This is a genomic window from Streptomyces sp. PH10-H1 (assembly GCF_030063355.1).
In the GTDB taxonomy this organism is placed as follows: domain Bacteria; phylum Actinomycetota; class Actinomycetes; order Streptomycetales; family Streptomycetaceae; genus Actinacidiphila.
Map to the genome: position 1 here is coordinate 138,100 of NZ_JASISZ010000002.1, position 14,478 is coordinate 152,577.

Genomic DNA, 14,478 nt, shown 5'->3' on the forward strand with positions numbered 1-14,478 from the left:
CTCCCTGTGACAGAACCGGGAGGGCGGCGTCGCACAAGATCCGTAGATTTCGTTCTGCAGCCGGACTCCTTGGTCCCTACGAGGCGAACAGCGGCACATCTGCCCCACGTCATTCCTTTTGCTATTTGCCGGTCAGGCCAGGAGTCCGCCATGTCCGTACGTTTCGCACGCCGCCGTACCGCCTTCCGCGCCGCGCTCACCGCTGCCGCCGTCACCGGCGCCGTCCTCATCCCGGCCTCCGGCGCCTTCGCCGACACGGCTAAGCCGACCGCGACGAAGTCCGCCGCCGCGCAGGACGCCGGCAGCTCCAAGGGCTGCACCGTCACCAAGACCATCAAGTCTGTCTTCGGGGGCTGGACGGTCGAGCTCAGCGACGGTCCGGCCGGCCCCAAGGCGGTCCTGAAGGACGAGAAGGGAAAGACCGTCGCGACGGTGGACAAGCACAACAGCACCGACTCCAGGAACGGCCTGGAGATCATCGGCGCCGAGGGTCTCTCACCGGTCTTCCGGGACCGGAACCAGGGCGGTCCGACTCCCTGGCGCAAGACCGCGTTCCCGAAGCCCCCGAAGGGCTGCTTCGGCGAGCCCGGTGTGCCGGGAACCGTTACCCACGACGGTTGCACGGTCACCAGGACCATCAACTCGGTCTTCGGCGAGCTCACGGTCGACCTCAGCAACAGCCCCGCCGCCGGGCCCAAGGCCGTCCTGAAGGGCGGTCGCGGCGAGATCGTCGCGACGGTGGACCGCAAGCACCCGGAGAACCCGGCGATGGGACTCAAGATCACCGGCGCGTACAGCTCCTCGCCGAAGTTCCTCGACCGGACCCAGGGCGGTACCGCGTCCGCCTACCGCCAGACGGCCTTCCCGGCGCTCTCCAAGGGCTGCGCCACGACCGGTACCACCGGCACCACCCCCACGGGCGGCCAGACCAAGACCCTGCCCAAGGGCAGCGTCGCCGCGGGTGCGGAAGGGGTGACCCAGAACGACAAATCCGCCCTCGTCATCGCGGGCGGTGCGGCCGCCGCGGCGGCCGTGGCGGGTCTCGGGTTCGTGGTGCTGCGCCGCCGCTCGGCCGCCGCCACCGCCTGATCCGCGTTCAGCCAAGCGGAGAAGCCTTAGGCAGGAACCGCAGGAACTGAACGAACTGAACGAACCGCAGGAACTGAAGGAGCGAGCTGTCCGATGTCCATGCCCACCGGGTCCCGGCCGCGCTGGATCGTGGTCGCCTGTCTTCTGGCGCTGGTCGCCGGTGGCTGGATGCTCGTCTCCGGTATTCGCGGCGGCGGCCACACCGCCGCCGCGAACGCCAACATCTCCGCCACCACCCCGGCCGGTCCCGCCGGACACCCCAGCGCGGGCAATGCGGCGGGTACGGGCAAGCCGCCCGCCACCGCCCCCGCGCCGATGGCCGCTTCGAAGCCGGTCCGGGTACGGATCCCGTCCGCGGGTGTCGACACCGGTCCGCTGCTGGACCTGGGGCTGGCCGCCGACGGAACGGTCGAGGTCCCCTCGGTCCAGCAGGCGGACCGCATCGGCTGGTACAAGGAGGGCGTCACGCCCGGTGAACTAGGGCCCGCGGTCCTCATCGGTCACTTCGATACGGTCGATGGCCCCGCTGTCCTGAAGGACATCGCGAAGGTCAAAGCCGGTGACCGGATCACGGTGGACCGCGCGGACGGTTCGACCGCCGTCTTCACCGTCCGAGCGCTGGAACAGGTGGGCAAGGACACCTTCCCCACCCAGAAGGTGTACGGCGACACCGCCCGCCCCGAGCTGCGGCTGATCACCTGCGGTGGCGAACTGCGCGGCGGCCACCGCCCGGACAACATCATCGTCTACGCCGATCTGACGTCCTGACGGATCCGGTACAGCACGCTGGGGCGCAGCGGCCCCTCGGGGACCTCCGGGTCGTCGAAGTCGTCGGCGGGGTCGTAGGTCATGCCGATCCGGCGCATCACCGCCTGGGAGCGCACGTTGGTGGCGGTGGTCACCGCGAGGATCTCCGGCAGGGCGAGGGCCTCGAAGCCGAAGGCCAGGACGGCTCGGGCCGCCTCAGTCGCGTAGCCGTGGCCCCAGGCGGAGCGGGCCAGCCGCCAGCCGATCTCCACTCCGGTGAAGGGGAAGCCGTCGTCGACCTGGTCCAGCCCGGCGAAGCCGATGAACTCGCCGGTGGCGGACACCTCGACCGCCCACCAGCCGAAGCCCCGCTGATCGAAGTCGGTCTGGAAGCGGGCCACCGAGGCCGCGGCCTGTTCGGGTGTGAGCAGTCCGGTCGGGGCCCTTGTGCGGATTCAACTGCGGCTGCGGCTACGGCTTGGTGAAGTAACCGAACACGTCCGCCACCACATGCGTCCTGCCGTTGGAGTTGTACACGTCGAACATGCCGTTCGCACCCAGGGGGGTGGTGACGTGGTTCGGTACGGTCTGCCCGGCGGTGAAGTTGACGTTGGACGTGGCGGGCCGCTGGTTGCCGTCCGCCCACACCGTCAGGTAGCCGCCGGTCGGCGACCCGGTACTGGTCACGTTGAGCACGGCCCCGGACGCTCCGGCCGGCGCGCCGGACGGCACGCGCAGGGTGGCCCCGGAGCCGACCGGCTGACCGCTGCCGGTGCGGGTGTCCGTCACGCGGGTCGGGGTCACCGGGGTGAACAGCGCCTCGCCGTCCGGGCTGTAGTAGCCGAACAGATCGACAATGACGTCCGTGCTGCCCGTGTGGTTGTAGATCTTCACCATGCCGCTGCCGAGCTTTGTCGCACACCTGGATCAGGCTGCGGAGCAGGCCGCCGCGCAGAGCACGATCGCCCGGCTCCAGGGGTTCCTGCAGTGGTGGGGGGAGTACGTCGCCATCCACCGTTACCCGGCCCGGGCCGTCAGGCTGGATACGCTGGAAGCGATGGCGGAAGCCACGACCGACCGGGACGCGCTGCGCCCGGTGCTCGCTGCAATCCGGGAAATCGTCGAGGCCGCGCAGCGCGAGGCTTCCGTGTGAACGGCCGCGGGCTCCCCCGCCGGGTGGCGGGGGAGCCCGTAGCGCGATGGTGCCGTGCGGCTTAGAACGCGGCTTCCGGCAGGTCCATCAGGTCGAGGGTGACGGCCTCGGCCAGCGACCGCTGGACGCCGACGTTCGGCAGGATGTTGGCGGCGAAGAACTTCGCGGCCGCGATCTTGCCGGTGTAGAAGGCGGTGTCCTTCGGGCCGGCGGTCGGCAGCTTGTCCGCGGCCACGGCCGCGCCGCGCAGCAGCAGGTAGCCGATGACGACGTCGCCGGAGGCGAGCAGCAGGCGGGTGGAGTTCAGGCCGACCTTGTAGATGGACCGGACGTCCTTCTCGGTGCCGGCCAGGTCGGTCAGCATGGTGCCGACGATGGCCTCCAGGTCCACGGCGGACTTGGCGAGCTGCTCGCGGGCGGCGGCCAGCTCCTCGCCGCCGACGGCCTCGGCGAGGAACTTCTTGATCTCCTCGGACAGGGTGGTCAGTGCCTGGCCCTGGTCGCGGACGATCTTGCGGAAGAAGAAGTCCTGACCCTGGATCGCCGTGGTGCCCTCATAGAGGGTGTCGATCTTGGCGTCCCGGATGTACTGCTCGACCGGGTACTCCTGCAGGTAGCCGGAGCCACCGAAGGTCTGCAGGGACTGGGCGAGCTGCTCGTACGACTTCTCCGAGCCGTAGCCCTTGACGATCGGGAGGAGAAGATCGTTGAGGCTGATCAGGGACTTGGCGTCCTCGCCCGCGGCCTCCTGGACCACGATCTGGTCCTGGACCGAAGCGGTGTAGAGGACCAGGGCGCGCATGCCCTCGGCGTACGCCTTCTGCGTCATCAGCGAGCGGCGCACGTCCGGGTGGTGGGTGATGGTGACCTTCGGCGCGGACTTGTCCATGAACTGCGCGAGGTCCGGGCCCTGCAAGCGCTCCTTGGCGTACTCCAGCGCGTTCAGGTAGCCGGTGGAGAGGGTGGCGATGGCCTTCGTGCCGACCATCATCCGGGCGAACTCGATGATGCGGAACATCTGGCGGATGCCGTCGTGCTTGTCGCCGAGCAGCCAGCCCTTGGCGGGGTGCTGGTCGCCGAACGTCATCTCGCAGGTGTTGGAGGCCTTGAGGCCCATCTTGTGCTCGACGTTCGTGGCGTAGGCGCCGTTGCGCTCGCCCAGCTCGCCGGTCTCCCAGTCGAAGTCGTACTTCGGCACGATGAAGAGCGACAGGCCCTTGGTGCCGGGGCCGGCGCCCTCGGGGCGGGCCAGCACCAGGTGGATGATGTTCTCGGACATGTCGTGCTCGCCCGAGGTGATGAAGCGCTTGACGCCCTCGATGTGCCAGGAGCCGTCCTCCTGCTGCACGGCCTTGGTGCGGCCGGCGCCCACGTCGGAACCCGCGTCGGGCTCGGTCAGCACCATCGTGGCGCCCCACTGGCGGTCGACCATGAGCTTGGCGACCTTCGCCTGCTCCTCGGTGCCCTCCTCGAAGACGACGCCGGCGAAGGCCGGGCCGGAGGAGTACATCCAGATGGCCGGGTTGGAGCCGAGGATCAGCTCCGCGTACGACCAGATGAGGGAGGCGGGGGTCTTCGTGCCACCGATCTCCTCGGGGATGCCCAGACGCCAGTACTCGGAGTCCATGTAGGCCTGGTAGCTCTTCTTGAACGTGTCCGGCACCGGGGCGGTGTTGTCCGCCGGGTCGAAGACCGGCGGGTTGCGGTCGGCGTCGGTGAAGGACGCGGCCAGCTCGTTCTCGGCGAGGCGCGTGACCTCGCTGAGGATGCTCTTGGCGGTCTCCACGTCCATCTCGGCGAACGGGCCGGTGCCGTAGAGCTTGTCGCGGCCGAGTACCTCGAAGAGGTTGAACTCGATGTCGCGGAGGTTGGACTTGTAGTGGCCCATGACGACGGCTCCGTATCGCACTCGATCAGTTACGTGGCAGTAGTACAGAATGATGCTACCCGTCGGTAATAAGAAGCAACCCCTTACGGCCCGGATGTGACCCGACACTCGCTAGTCTTGGGTCTGTGTACGGCTACGACCAGACCTCGCATCCCGGCCCGCCGCCCGGCCATCCGCCCGACGCTGCCCCGATGCCGGGGGTGTACCCCGAGCCGTCCCCACCCTCCCTCGCGGACGCTGTGCGCGCATTCACCACCGGTTCTCTGTCGGCGGAGGACTTCCAGGCGGTCTTCTCGACGTCGAAGGTCTACTGCCCGCGCGGCGAGAACCCCGGCTTCCTGGCGCTGCACGACACGCAGCAGCCCGTGATCCCGATGTTCACCTCGCTCAAGGAGCTGCGCCGGTACGCGGGCAAGGAGTCCAAGTACTTCGTCATCACCGGCGCCGAGGTGCTCGATCTGCTGCCGACCGGCTACGGCTTCGTGCTCGACATCGACGGCCAGCACCGGATGGTGTTCGACGCCAAGGCTGTGGAACAGATGGTCGAATTCACGATGCGCCGGATGTATGGCTAGCCGCCACCACTGCGTGTACGGCTAGAGGACGGAACACCACCCCACTGACCTGCGGGAATATGTCACGCCTTGCCGACTGTTCACTATTCAACTAAGTTGGATGCAGAACATGAGGAGGACCGCCATGCCTGCCGTGACCGTCGAGAACCCGTTGACCCTGCCGCGCGTCTCCGCGCCCGCCGACGCGGTGCCACGCCAGGCGCTGGCCGTGTCCACCGCGCCGAGCGGTTTCGAGGGCGAGGGCTTCCCCGTCCGCCGCGCGTTCGCGGGCATCGACTACAAGCACCTCGATCCGTTCATCATGATGGACCAGATGGGTGAGGTGGAGTACGCGCCGGGCGAGCCCAAGGGCACCCCCTGGCACCCGCACCGCGGCTTCGAGACCGTGACGTACCTGATCGACGGCACCTTCGTGCACCAGGACTCCAACGGTGGCGGCGGCGTGATCAACGGCGGCGACACCCAGTGGATGACGGCGGGCAGCGGCCTGCTGCACATCGAGGCGCCGCCGGAGGAGCTGGTCGTGAGCGGCGGGCTCTTCCACGGCTTCCAGCTGTGGGTGAACCTGCCGAAGAGCGACAAGATGATGCTGCCCAAGTACCAGGACATCGGCGGCGCCCAGGTCAGGATGCTGACATCCGCGGACGGCGGGGCGCTCATCCGGCTGATCGCGGGCGACCTCGGCGGCCATGAGGGCCCGGGGGCGACCCACACCCCGATCACGATGATCCACGTCTCGCTCAACCCGGGCGCCGAACTGACGCTGCCCTGGCGGCCGGACTTCAACGCCCTCGCGTACGGTATGGCCGGGCGCGGCACGGCAGGCCTGACGGCCCGTCCGTTCCGCACCGGGCAGACGGTCGTCTTCGGGAAGGGCGACTCGCTCACCATCAAGGCGGACGAGACGCAGGAATCGCGCAGCCCGAACTTCGAGGTCGTGCTGCTCGGCGGCCGGCCGATCCGCGAGCCGATGATGCAGTACGGGCCGTTCGTGATGAACACCCACGCCGAGCTGGCGCAGGCCTTCGAGGACTTCCAGGCCGGTCTCCTCGGCCGGATCCCGGCGGGACAGGCCTCATCAAGCCTCATCAAAGCCTGATCAAGGCCTGATCAAGGCCTGATCAGGCACGGAACCGGCGGTCATCCGACGGCGGCGGCCTCGTAGATCTCGAACCAGATCGTCTTCCCGTCGCCCCGGGGATCGACGCCCCAGGCGTCGGCCAGTTCCTCGATCAGCAGCAGCCCACGCCCCGACGAGGCCATCTCGCCGGGGCTTCGGCGATGCGGCATGTCGTCGCTGCGGTCGCCGACGTCGATCCGCAGCCGCCGGGTGCCGGGCATGCCCATCAGGCGGGCGGTCAGCACCGCGTCCTCGTCGGTGTGCACCAGCACATTGGTGATCAGCTCGGACACCAGCAGCACCGCCGCGTCCACCTGGTCGGGGGCGGCCCAGTCGTGCAGCAGGGCGCGGATCTCGTGACGCGACTCGCGGATCTGCCGGGGCGCGCTCTGCGAGACGGTCAGCACCGTCCTGCGGACGGGCACCGCGCAGCTCGGCCCGTCGGGGTCGCGGCGCAGCAGCATCAGCGCGATGTCGTCCTCGCGGCGGTCGGCCAGCGGCCCGGTTGTGTGGTGCGAGGCGGGTCCGTGCACGGCCCCCACCAGATGGTCGGCGAGTGCCTCCAGATCGTCCGAGGGCCCGGTCTCCAGGGCGGCGCGCAGCCGCTTCCAGCCGGTGCCCAGATCGTGGCCGCCGGTCTCGATCAGCCCGTCCGTGCAGATCAGCAGTGTTTCGCCGGGCTCCAGCACCAGCCGGGTGGTCGGGTAGTCGCTGTCGGGGGCGATGCCCAGCGGCATGCCGCCCGCGGTACGCCGGACGATCGTCGTGCCGTCGCCCAGCCGGATGGCGGGTTCCGGATGCCCGGCCCGTACGACGTCGAGGGTGCCGGTCGCCGGGTCGGCCTCCAGATACAGACAGGTCGCAAACCGGTCGTCGTCGCGGTGGTCGGGGTCGGTGAGTCCGGCGAGGAAGCGCGAGGTGCGGGAGAGCACCGCGTCGGGATGGTGCCCCTCGGCGGCGTAGGCGCGCAGCGCGATCCGCAGCTGGCCCATCAGGCCGGCGGCGCGTACGTCATGTCCCTGGACGTCGCCGATGACCAGCGCGGTGCGGCCGGACGGCAGGCCGATCACGTCGTACCAGTCGCCGCCGACCTGCAGCCCGCCGCCGGTGGGGACATAGCGCGCGGCGACCGCCATGCCGTCGATGTCGGGACCGCGGGTGGGCAGCATGGTGCGCTGCAGGCCGTCGGAGAGTTCCCTCTCGGATTCGTGCAGATGGGCGCGGGACAGCGCCTGGGCGAGCATCCGGGCGACGGTGGTGAGGACGGAGCGCTCGTCCGGGGTGAAGCCGACCGGTTCGCGGAAGGCCGCCATCCAGGCGCCGATGGTGCTGCCCGCGACCACCAGCGGCAGAAAGGCCCAGGAGGAGCGGCCGAACGGTTCGGCGAGCGGCCAGGTGACCGGGAAGCGCTGCTCGTACGCCTCGGCGGTGGGCAGATAGATCGCCCGCCCGGTGCGGACCACCAGCGCGGCCGGGTAGTCGGTGGCCATCGGCATGTCCATGAACGGTCCGTCGGCGCCGACGGCGTGGCCGTGGTGCCCGATGACCGACAGCCGGTCTCCCTGGACCCCGAAGACGGCCAGGCCGTCGGGCGAGAACCCGGGCATGGACAGCGTCGCGGCGACCCGCAGCACCTCGGCGGTGCTGTCCGCTTCGGCCAGCGCCCGCCCGGCGTCCAGCAGGAAGGCCTCCCGGGCGCGGCGCCAGTCCCCGGCGGGGGCCGGGCCGCCCGGCGCCGCTCCGCGCGCCTCGTGCAGCGTCCCCGCCATGGTGTGCCGGCCGCTCGGCCGCATCCTCAGCCGGATGGTCCGCGTGATGCTGCCGTCGTCGCCCACCACCCGCATCTGGGACTCCAGCACGGTGCCCTCGGCGCGGGCGAGGGCCAGCGCGCCGTTCAGCGCCACGAAGTCCTCGGCGTGCAGACAGGCGCGTACGGCGGAGGACCGGGAGGTGCCGGGCTCCGCGGGCAGCCCCAGCAGCCGGGCCGCCGTCGCGTCGAGCGCCACGGTGCCGGCGGTCTCGTCCCAGTGCCACAGCCCCGTGCCGACGGCTGCCAGAACGTCCTCGGTGCGCATTGGATCAGTTTAGGAGGGTTTGGCCGACTCATACGAATGGGGGTGCACGTCCTGGCGCCGGTACGCTGTGACGGGCCCCTTCTGGGCTCCTTCACCGAAATCCGACGACTTGGATGAACGATGCATCGGTACCGGTCCCACACCTGCGGCGAGCTGCGCGCCACTGACGTCGACACCGACGTCCGCCTGTCCGGGTGGCTGCACAATCGCCGCGATCTGGGCGGCGTCCTCTTCGTCGACCTCCGGGACCACTACGGCTTCGTCCAGCTGGTCGTGCGGCCGGGCTCGCCCGCGTACGAGGAGCTCAGCAGCCAGTCCAAGGAATCCGTCGTCCGCATCGACGGCCGGGTGCTCGCGCGCAGCGCCGAGAACGTGAACCCCGAGCTCCCGACGGGTGAGGTCGAGATCGACGTCACCGCCTTCGAGGTGCTCGGCGCCGCCGACCCGCTGCCCTTCCCGGTCTTCCCCGAGGACAACGCCAACGAGGAGTCGCGGCTCACCAACCGCTTCCTGGACCTGCGCCGCCAGCGCATGCACAAGAACATCATGCTGCGCTCGGACGTCATCTCCTTCCTCCGCAAGGAGATGACCGCGCTCGGCTTCAACGAGCTGGCAACCCCGATCCTGTCGGCCACCTCCCCCGAGGGCGCCCGCGACTTCCTGGTGCCCTCCCGGGTGCACCCCGGCAAGTTCTACGCGCTGCCGCAGGCCCCGCAGCAGTTCAAGCAGCTGCTGATGATCGCGGGCTTCGACCGTTACTTCCAGATCGCGCCGTGCTTCCGCGACGAGGACTCCCGGGCCGACCGCTCGCCCGGCGAGTTCTACCAGCTCGACATGGAGATGAGCTTCGTCGAGCAGGAGGACGTCTTCGGCGTCATCGAGAAGGTCATGACCGACCTCTTCACGGAGTTCGGTGGTGACCGCCACGTCACCTCCCCGTTCCCGCGTATCCCGTTCCGCGAGTCGATGCTCAAGTACGGCAACGACAAGCCGGACCTGCGCGCCAAGCTCGAACTGGTCGACGTCTCGGACGTCTTCGCCGGCTCCGGCTTCAAGGCATTCGCCGACAAGCACGTGCGCGCGCTGGCCGTGCCGGACACCGCGGCCCAGCCCCGCAAGTTCTTCGACCAAATGGGCGAGTACGCGGTCGAGCAGGGCGCCAAGGGCCTGGCCTGGGTCCGGGTCGGCGAGGACAACGCCCTCACCGGTCCGATCGCGAAGTTCCTCACCGAGGACGACGTCAAGGCCCTGCTGGCCGCCGTCGACGCCAAGCCCGGCCACGCCATCTTCTTCGGCGCGGGCGAGTTCGACGAGGTTTCCAAGATCATGGCGCCGGTCCGCGTCGAGGCCGCCAAGCGCGCCGGGCACTTCGAGGAGAACGTCTTCCGATTCTGCTGGATCGTCGACTTCCCGATGTTCGATACGGACGAGGACACCGGCGCGATCGGCTTCTCCCACAACCCGTTCTCCATGCCGCAGGGCGGCCTGGAAGCGCTGGAGACCAAGGACCCGCTGGATATCCTGGCCTGGCAGTACGACATCGTCTGCAACGGCACCGAGCTGTCGTCGGGCGCCATCCGCAACCACGAGCCCGCCGTCATGTACAAGGCGTTCGAGATCGCCGGCTACGACCGGGCGACCGTCGAGAAGGAATTCGGCGGCATGCTCCGCGCCTTCCACTTCGGTGCCCCGCCGCACGGCGGCATCGCCCCGGGCGTCGACCGCATGGTGATGCTCCTGGCGGACGAGCCGAACATCCGCGAGACCATCGCCTTCCCGCTCAACCAGCACGCCCAGGATCTGATGATGGGCGCGCCGAGCGAGGTGGACGACGTCCGGCTGCGCGAACTGAACATCGCGCCGCGCAAGCCGGCACCGAAGGTCTGACCTGAGCCGCTGAGCCGCAGGAGCGGCCCGCAGGCACCCGGTACCCGGACATGGCGAAGGCCGCCCCGATCAATGGGGCGGCCTTCGCCATGTCCAGAGGTCCGGGCTAGACGGCGGTGTCCGGGTTGCCGCCGAAGCGCTCGCGGTAGGTCTCGAGGTCCTCTTCGGTGATCTTGGCGAAGAGGACCGGGGGGACGGTGAACGGGGTGCCGGGCGGCAGGAAGGAGAGCGACCTGGCCTCGTCGGGCGTGACCCAGGTGCGGGTGTCGTCGGCGAGGGCGAAGGCGCTGCGCATCGCGGCGGACGAGGAAGGGATGAACGGCTCGGAGACCACCGCGTACAGATGGATGAGGTTCATCGCGGTGCGCAGGGTGAGCGCGGCTCCGTCGGGGTCGGTCTTGATCTCCATCCAGGGGGCCTTCTCCTCCAGATAGGAGTTGCCCGCGCTCCACAGGGCGCGCAGCGCGGCCGCGGCCTTGCGGAACTGGAGGGTGTCCAGGTGGCCCTCGTACTCGGCCAGGAGCCCGGAGATCTGCTCGCCGAGCTTCGCCTCGGCCTCTCCTGCCGCGCTGCCGGCCGGCACATCGTCGCCGAAGCGCTTGCGGGAGAAGGACAGGACGCGGTTGACGAAGTTGCCGAGGGTGTCGGCGAGGTCCTTGTTCACGGAGGAGGAGAAGACCTCCCAGGTGAAGGAAGTGTCGTCGGACTCCGGGGCGTTCGCGATCAGGAAGTAGCGCCAGTAGTCGGCCGGCAGCAGTTCGAGCGCGGCGTCGGTGAAGATGCCGCGGCGCTGGCTGGTGGAGAACTTCCCGCCGTAGTACGTGAGCCAGTTGAAGGCCTTGACGTAGTCGACCTTCTTCCACGGCTCGCGGGTGCCGAGCTCGGTGGCCGGGAACATCACCGTGTGGAACGGGACGTTGTCCTTGGCCATGAACTCCGTGTAGCGGACATCGTCGGCCTCGTACCACCAGGACTTCCAGTCCCGGGTCTCGCCGTCGGGGGCGGCGTCCGCCCACTCCTTGGTGGAACCGATGTACTCGATCGGCGCGTCGAACCAGACGTAGAAGACCTTGCCCTCGGCGGCCAGCTCCGGCCAGGTGTCGGCCGGGACCGGAACGCCCCACTCCAGATCGCGGGTGATTGCGCGGTCCTGGAGGCCCTCGGTGAGCCACTTGCGGGCGATGGAGGACGCGAGGGTCGGCCATTCGCCGCCCACCTCGTCGATCCACGACTCGACCTCGTCGGCCAGCTTCGACTGCAGGAGGAACAGGTGCTTGGTCTCACGGACCTCCAGCGCGCTGCTGCCGCTGATCGCGGAGCGCGGCTCGATCAGGTCGGTGGGGTCCAGGACGCGGGTGCAGTTCTCGCACTGGTCGCCGCGGGCCTTGTCGTAGCCGCAGTGCGGGCACGTGCCGACGATGTAGCGGTCCGGGAGGAAGCGCTCGTCGGCGAGCGAGTAGACCTGGCGGATCGCGCGTTCCTCGATGAAGCCGTTCGCCTTGAGGCGGCGCGCGAAGTGCTGGGTCAGCTCGCTGTTCTCCGGGGACGAGCTGCGGCCGAAGTGGTCGAAGCGCAGCGCGAAACCGTCGTAGACCGCCTTCTGCGCGAGGTGCTGCTCGGCGCAGAAGGTGTCGACGGGCAGCCCGGCTTCCTTGGCGGCCAGTTCGGCGGGGGTGCCGTGCTCGTCCGTGGCGCAGATGTAGAGGACGTCGTGCCCGGTCTGGCGCAGGTAGCGGGCGTAGACGTCGGCCGGGAGCATCGACCCCACCATGTTGCCCAGGTGCTTGATCCCGTTGATATAGGGCAGGGCGCTGGTGATGAGGTGTCGAGCCATTGCAGGCTGCTCCCAATTCGTTACGCGGGGTGAGTGATTGATCTACGGACCGTCAATATCGTATCCGACCCCCCGGGCACCCCTTCTTGTTTCCCGGTGGAGGGAGCCGGGGCCGGGTCCTGAGCCCTCGTTGTTGATCACAGTGGGTGACTGCACGTGCGCATGCACGTGCACATGCACGTGCTGGGGCAACCGGTTATCATCTGCCTTACTCGGCAAGGCAGTTACGGGGATTACGGGGAGAGTCTTATGCGCCGTACACACAATGGCATGGCCGCGACAGATCTCCAGGGAGTCGTCTGGCAGAAGAGCTTGCACAGCAACGCGAACGGTACGTGCGTGGAACTGGCACAGCTGCCCGGCGGGGATGTGGCGGTACGCAATTCACGCTTTCCGGACGGGCCGGCCCTGATATATACGCGTGCCGAGATCGAATCGCTGATTCTCGGCGTCAAGGACGGTGAGTTCGACCACCTCATGTGACCGGATGTGAACTTATAGCGACGGGTCTTCGTTCATTCCGATCGGCGAATGGAAGAGGGCCCAGACGACTTTTCCCGCCCCGGTGAGCGGATGCCAGCCCCAGGTCTCGCTGTAGGACTCCACCAGGTGCAGCCCCCGTCCGGACTCCGCGACGAAATCGGGCGTCCTGGCCACCGGACCGATGGCACTGGGGTCCCGTACGGCACAGACCACGCGTGAGGTCCACCGCACCAGGCTGAGGTGAACGGGCGCGCCGGCGGTGCCCGGCGGTACGGCATAGCGCAGCGCGTTGGTGACGAGTTCCGAGGCGACCAGTTCGATGCTGTCGAACAGCGGTGCCAGATCCCAGCGCTGAAGTGTCGCCCGGGTGAACCGACGGGCGTCGCGGACCGCTTCGAAGCGGCCTGGCAGCTCACATGTGGCGCCGCTGGAGGCAACGAGGCCCTCAGGGGCGAGCACTTCATCCCATAACGGCTCAAGCACAGTTGCGGCCTCAGTCCTCATGCGCGCCACCGGGGTATCTGCACGGACACCATGGTCCCCAACGCCCACACGGTATGCAAGAGCGGATGCACGTGCAGATGCAAGGATTGATGCACGTGATGGTGCTGTGTGACCGGATGAGTACTCAACGCAGCGCGGAAGTGGCAGACTGCTCACGACCTAGGGGCGGAGCGTGACGTAAATGACCACAGGGCAGCCGGGAGGCGGGTCCATCGTGCGACGCATTCTGCTGGGAGCGCAGTTGCGGAGACTTCGCGAAGCGGGAGGAATCACCCGTGAGGCGGCCGGTTACTCGATCCGCGCGTCCGAATCGAAGATCAGCCGCATGGAGTTGGGGCGAGTGAGCTTCAAGGAACGTGACGTGGCCGACCTCCTCACCCTCTACAACGTGGTCGACGAGGACGATCGTGCCGCGCTCCTCGGGCTCGTGCGCGAGGCGAATGTGCCCGGTTGGTGGCACGGCTACGGGGATGTGCTCCCCGTCTGGTTCCAGACATATGTGGGGCTCGAGGAGTCCGCCTCGCTCATTCGGACCTTCGAAGTCCAGTTCATCCACGGGCTGTTGCAGACCGAGGACTACATCCGGGCGGTCGTCAGGCTCGGACACCCCGGTGCGGCGAAGTCCGAGATCGAGCGCCGGGTCGGGCTGCGCATGGAACGCCAGAAGCTGCTGGTGTCCGAGCGCGGCCCGCGTTTCGTCGCGGTCATGGATGAGGGCGCGCTGCTCCGGCCGTTCGGCGGACGCGACGTCATGCGAGGCCAGTTGCAGCATCTGATGGAGATCGCCCAGCAGCCGAATGTGTCCGTCCACATCCTGCCGTTCGAAATCGGCGGCCATGCGGCGGGCGGCGGCGCATTCACCCTGCTCCGTTTTCCCGAGTCGGATCTGTCCGATCTGGTCTATCTGGAGCAGCTCACCAGCGCGCTGTATATCGACAAGCGTGAGGAAGTGGACTTCTACGACAGGACCATGGAAAGGCTGTGTGCGGACAGTCTTTCCACCGAGCGTTCGCTCGAGCGGCTCCGGACGATCCATCAAGAGGCCTGATTCGCATCAACAGGCTTGATACGTAGGTAATATGACACAGCATCACCAACGCGCGCCTCGCCGGTCACCGCGAAA

Annotated in this window: 14 protein-coding genes; 8 read left to right on the top strand and 6 right to left on the bottom strand. The window is 68.5% G+C overall.

The genetic code is table 11. The features are described from left to right. Positions 1-150: 150 nt before the first annotated feature. Together QMK24_RS01880 and QMK24_RS01885 are read left to right on the top strand one after the other, a co-directional pair. Positions 151-1,089, top strand: coding sequence for a hypothetical protein (locus QMK24_RS01880; RefSeq protein ID WP_283463240.1), 939 nt, complete (start codon positions 151-153; stop codon positions 1,087-1,089). 99 nt (positions 1,090-1,188) lie between these two features. Beyond that, positions 1,189-1,857: a class F sortase gene (locus QMK24_RS01885; RefSeq protein WP_502962439.1), complete on the top strand. Its 669-nt coding sequence runs from the start codon at positions 1,189-1,191 to the stop codon at positions 1,855-1,857. On the opposite strand, the gene QMK24_RS01890 is transcribed toward QMK24_RS01885, so the two are convergent. After that, on the bottom strand, positions 1,836-2,291 hold the full coding sequence (locus QMK24_RS01890; protein ID WP_283463392.1) for a GNAT family N-acetyltransferase: 456 nt from the start codon (positions 2,289-2,291) through the stop codon (positions 1,836-1,838). The genes QMK24_RS01885 and QMK24_RS01890 overlap by 22 nt on opposite strands. A gap of 16 nt (positions 2,292-2,307) precedes the next feature. Then, entirely contained in the window at positions 2,308-2,733 is a 426-nt protein-coding gene (locus QMK24_RS01895) for a hypothetical protein (protein ID WP_283463242.1), read from the bottom strand. Between QMK24_RS01895 and QMK24_RS01900 the strand changes: the two genes are divergently transcribed. After that, a complete protein-coding gene (locus tag QMK24_RS01900) occupies positions 2,732-2,989 on the top strand; it encodes a hypothetical protein (protein ID WP_283463243.1) in 258 nt (85 codons plus the stop codon). The genes QMK24_RS01895 and QMK24_RS01900 overlap by 2 nt on opposite strands. Before the next feature lie 61 nt (positions 2,990-3,050). Here the strand turns inward: QMK24_RS01900 and QMK24_RS01905 are convergent, their stop codons facing one another. After that, positions 3,051-4,877: an acyl-CoA dehydrogenase gene (locus QMK24_RS01905; RefSeq protein WP_283463244.1), complete on the bottom strand. Its 1,827-nt coding sequence runs from the start codon at positions 4,875-4,877 to the stop codon at positions 3,051-3,053. Between the two features lie 125 nt (positions 4,878-5,002). On the opposite strand from QMK24_RS01905, the gene QMK24_RS01910 reads away from it, so the two are divergent. Continuing rightward, on the top strand, positions 5,003-5,452 hold the full coding sequence (locus QMK24_RS01910; RefSeq protein WP_502962429.1) for an SseB family protein: 450 nt from the start codon (positions 5,003-5,005) through the stop codon (positions 5,450-5,452). A gap of 124 nt (positions 5,453-5,576) precedes the next feature. Next, positions 5,577-6,551 carry a pirin family protein gene (locus QMK24_RS01915; RefSeq protein WP_283463245.1) on the top strand — a complete coding sequence of 325 codons (975 nt, stop codon included), beginning with the start codon at positions 5,577-5,579 and terminating at the stop codon, positions 6,549-6,551. Positions 6,552-6,592: 41 nt separating this feature from the next. On the opposite strand, the gene QMK24_RS01920 is transcribed toward QMK24_RS01915, so the two are convergent. Continuing rightward, on the bottom strand, positions 6,593-8,647 hold the full coding sequence (locus QMK24_RS01920) for an ATP-binding SpoIIE family protein phosphatase (RefSeq protein ID WP_283463246.1): 2,055 nt from the start codon (positions 8,645-8,647) through the stop codon (positions 6,593-6,595). A 120-nt stretch (positions 8,648-8,767) separates the two neighbouring features. On the opposite strand from QMK24_RS01920, the gene aspS reads away from it, so the two are divergent. Continuing rightward, positions 8,768-10,534 (top strand): aspartate--tRNA ligase, encoded by a 1,767-nt coding sequence (gene aspS, locus QMK24_RS01925; RefSeq protein WP_283463247.1) that lies wholly within the window; start codon positions 8,768-8,770, stop codon positions 10,532-10,534. 106 nt (positions 10,535-10,640) lie between these two features. On the opposite strand, the gene metG is transcribed toward aspS, so the two are convergent. Continuing rightward, positions 10,641-12,368, bottom strand: a complete 1,728-nt coding sequence (gene metG / locus QMK24_RS01930) for a methionine--tRNA ligase (protein WP_283463248.1) — start codon at positions 12,366-12,368, stop codon at positions 10,641-10,643. 249 nt (positions 12,369-12,617) lie between these two features. Here metG and QMK24_RS01935 point away from each other — a divergent pair, with 249 nt between their 5' ends. Next, the gene (locus tag QMK24_RS01935; protein WP_283463249.1) at positions 12,618-12,851 is read left to right on the top strand and encodes a DUF397 domain-containing protein; all 234 of its coding nucleotides are present in this window, start codon (positions 12,618-12,620) and stop codon (positions 12,849-12,851) included. A 12-nt stretch (positions 12,852-12,863) separates the two neighbouring features. Here QMK24_RS01935 and QMK24_RS01940 read toward each other — a convergent pair whose 3' ends face one another. Then, entirely contained in the window at positions 12,864-13,355 is a 492-nt protein-coding gene (locus QMK24_RS01940) for an ATP-binding protein (RefSeq protein ID WP_283463250.1), read from the bottom strand. Between the two features lie 181 nt (positions 13,356-13,536). Here QMK24_RS01940 and QMK24_RS01945 point away from each other — a divergent pair, with 181 nt between their 5' ends. Next, the gene (locus QMK24_RS01945) at positions 13,537-14,403 is read left to right on the top strand and encodes a Sco1979 family transcriptional regulator (RefSeq protein WP_283463251.1); all 867 of its coding nucleotides are present in this window, start codon (positions 13,537-13,539) and stop codon (positions 14,401-14,403) included. The last annotated feature ends 75 nt before the right edge of the window (positions 14,404-14,478 follow it).

Coding starts and splice junctions, on each gene's coding strand:
- QMK24_RS01880 (WP_283463240.1), top strand. CDS start 151: ATGTCCGTACGTTTCGCACGCCGCCGTACCGCCTTCCGCGCCGCGCTC.
- QMK24_RS01885 (WP_502962439.1), top strand. CDS start 1,189: ATGCCCACCGGGTCCCGGCCGCGCTGGATCGTGGTCGCCTGTCTTCTG.
- QMK24_RS01900 (WP_283463243.1), top strand. CDS start 2,732: ATGCCGCTGCCGAGCTTTGTCGCACACCTGGATCAGGCTGCGGAGCAG.
- QMK24_RS01895 (WP_283463242.1), bottom strand. CDS start 2,733: ATGGTGAAGATCTACAACCACACGGGCAGCACGGACGTCATTGTCGAT.
- QMK24_RS01905 (WP_283463244.1), bottom strand. CDS start 4,877: ATGGGCCACTACAAGTCCAACCTCCGCGACATCGAGTTCAACCTCTTC.
- QMK24_RS01915 (WP_283463245.1), top strand. CDS start 5,577: ATGCCTGCCGTGACCGTCGAGAACCCGTTGACCCTGCCGCGCGTCTCC.
- QMK24_RS01920 (WP_283463246.1), bottom strand. CDS start 8,647: ATGCGCACCGAGGACGTTCTGGCAGCCGTCGGCACGGGGCTGTGGCAC.
- aspS (WP_283463247.1), top strand. CDS start 8,768: ATGCATCGGTACCGGTCCCACACCTGCGGCGAGCTGCGCGCCACTGAC.
- metG (WP_283463248.1), bottom strand. CDS start 12,368: ATGGCTCGACACCTCATCACCAGCGCCCTGCCCTATATCAACGGGATC.
- QMK24_RS01935 (WP_283463249.1), top strand. CDS start 12,618: ATGCGCCGTACACACAATGGCATGGCCGCGACAGATCTCCAGGGAGTC.
- QMK24_RS01940 (WP_283463250.1), bottom strand. CDS start 13,355: ATGAGGACTGAGGCCGCAACTGTGCTTGAGCCGTTATGGGATGAAGTG.
- QMK24_RS01945 (WP_283463251.1), top strand. CDS start 13,537: ATGACCACAGGGCAGCCGGGAGGCGGGTCCATCGTGCGACGCATTCTG.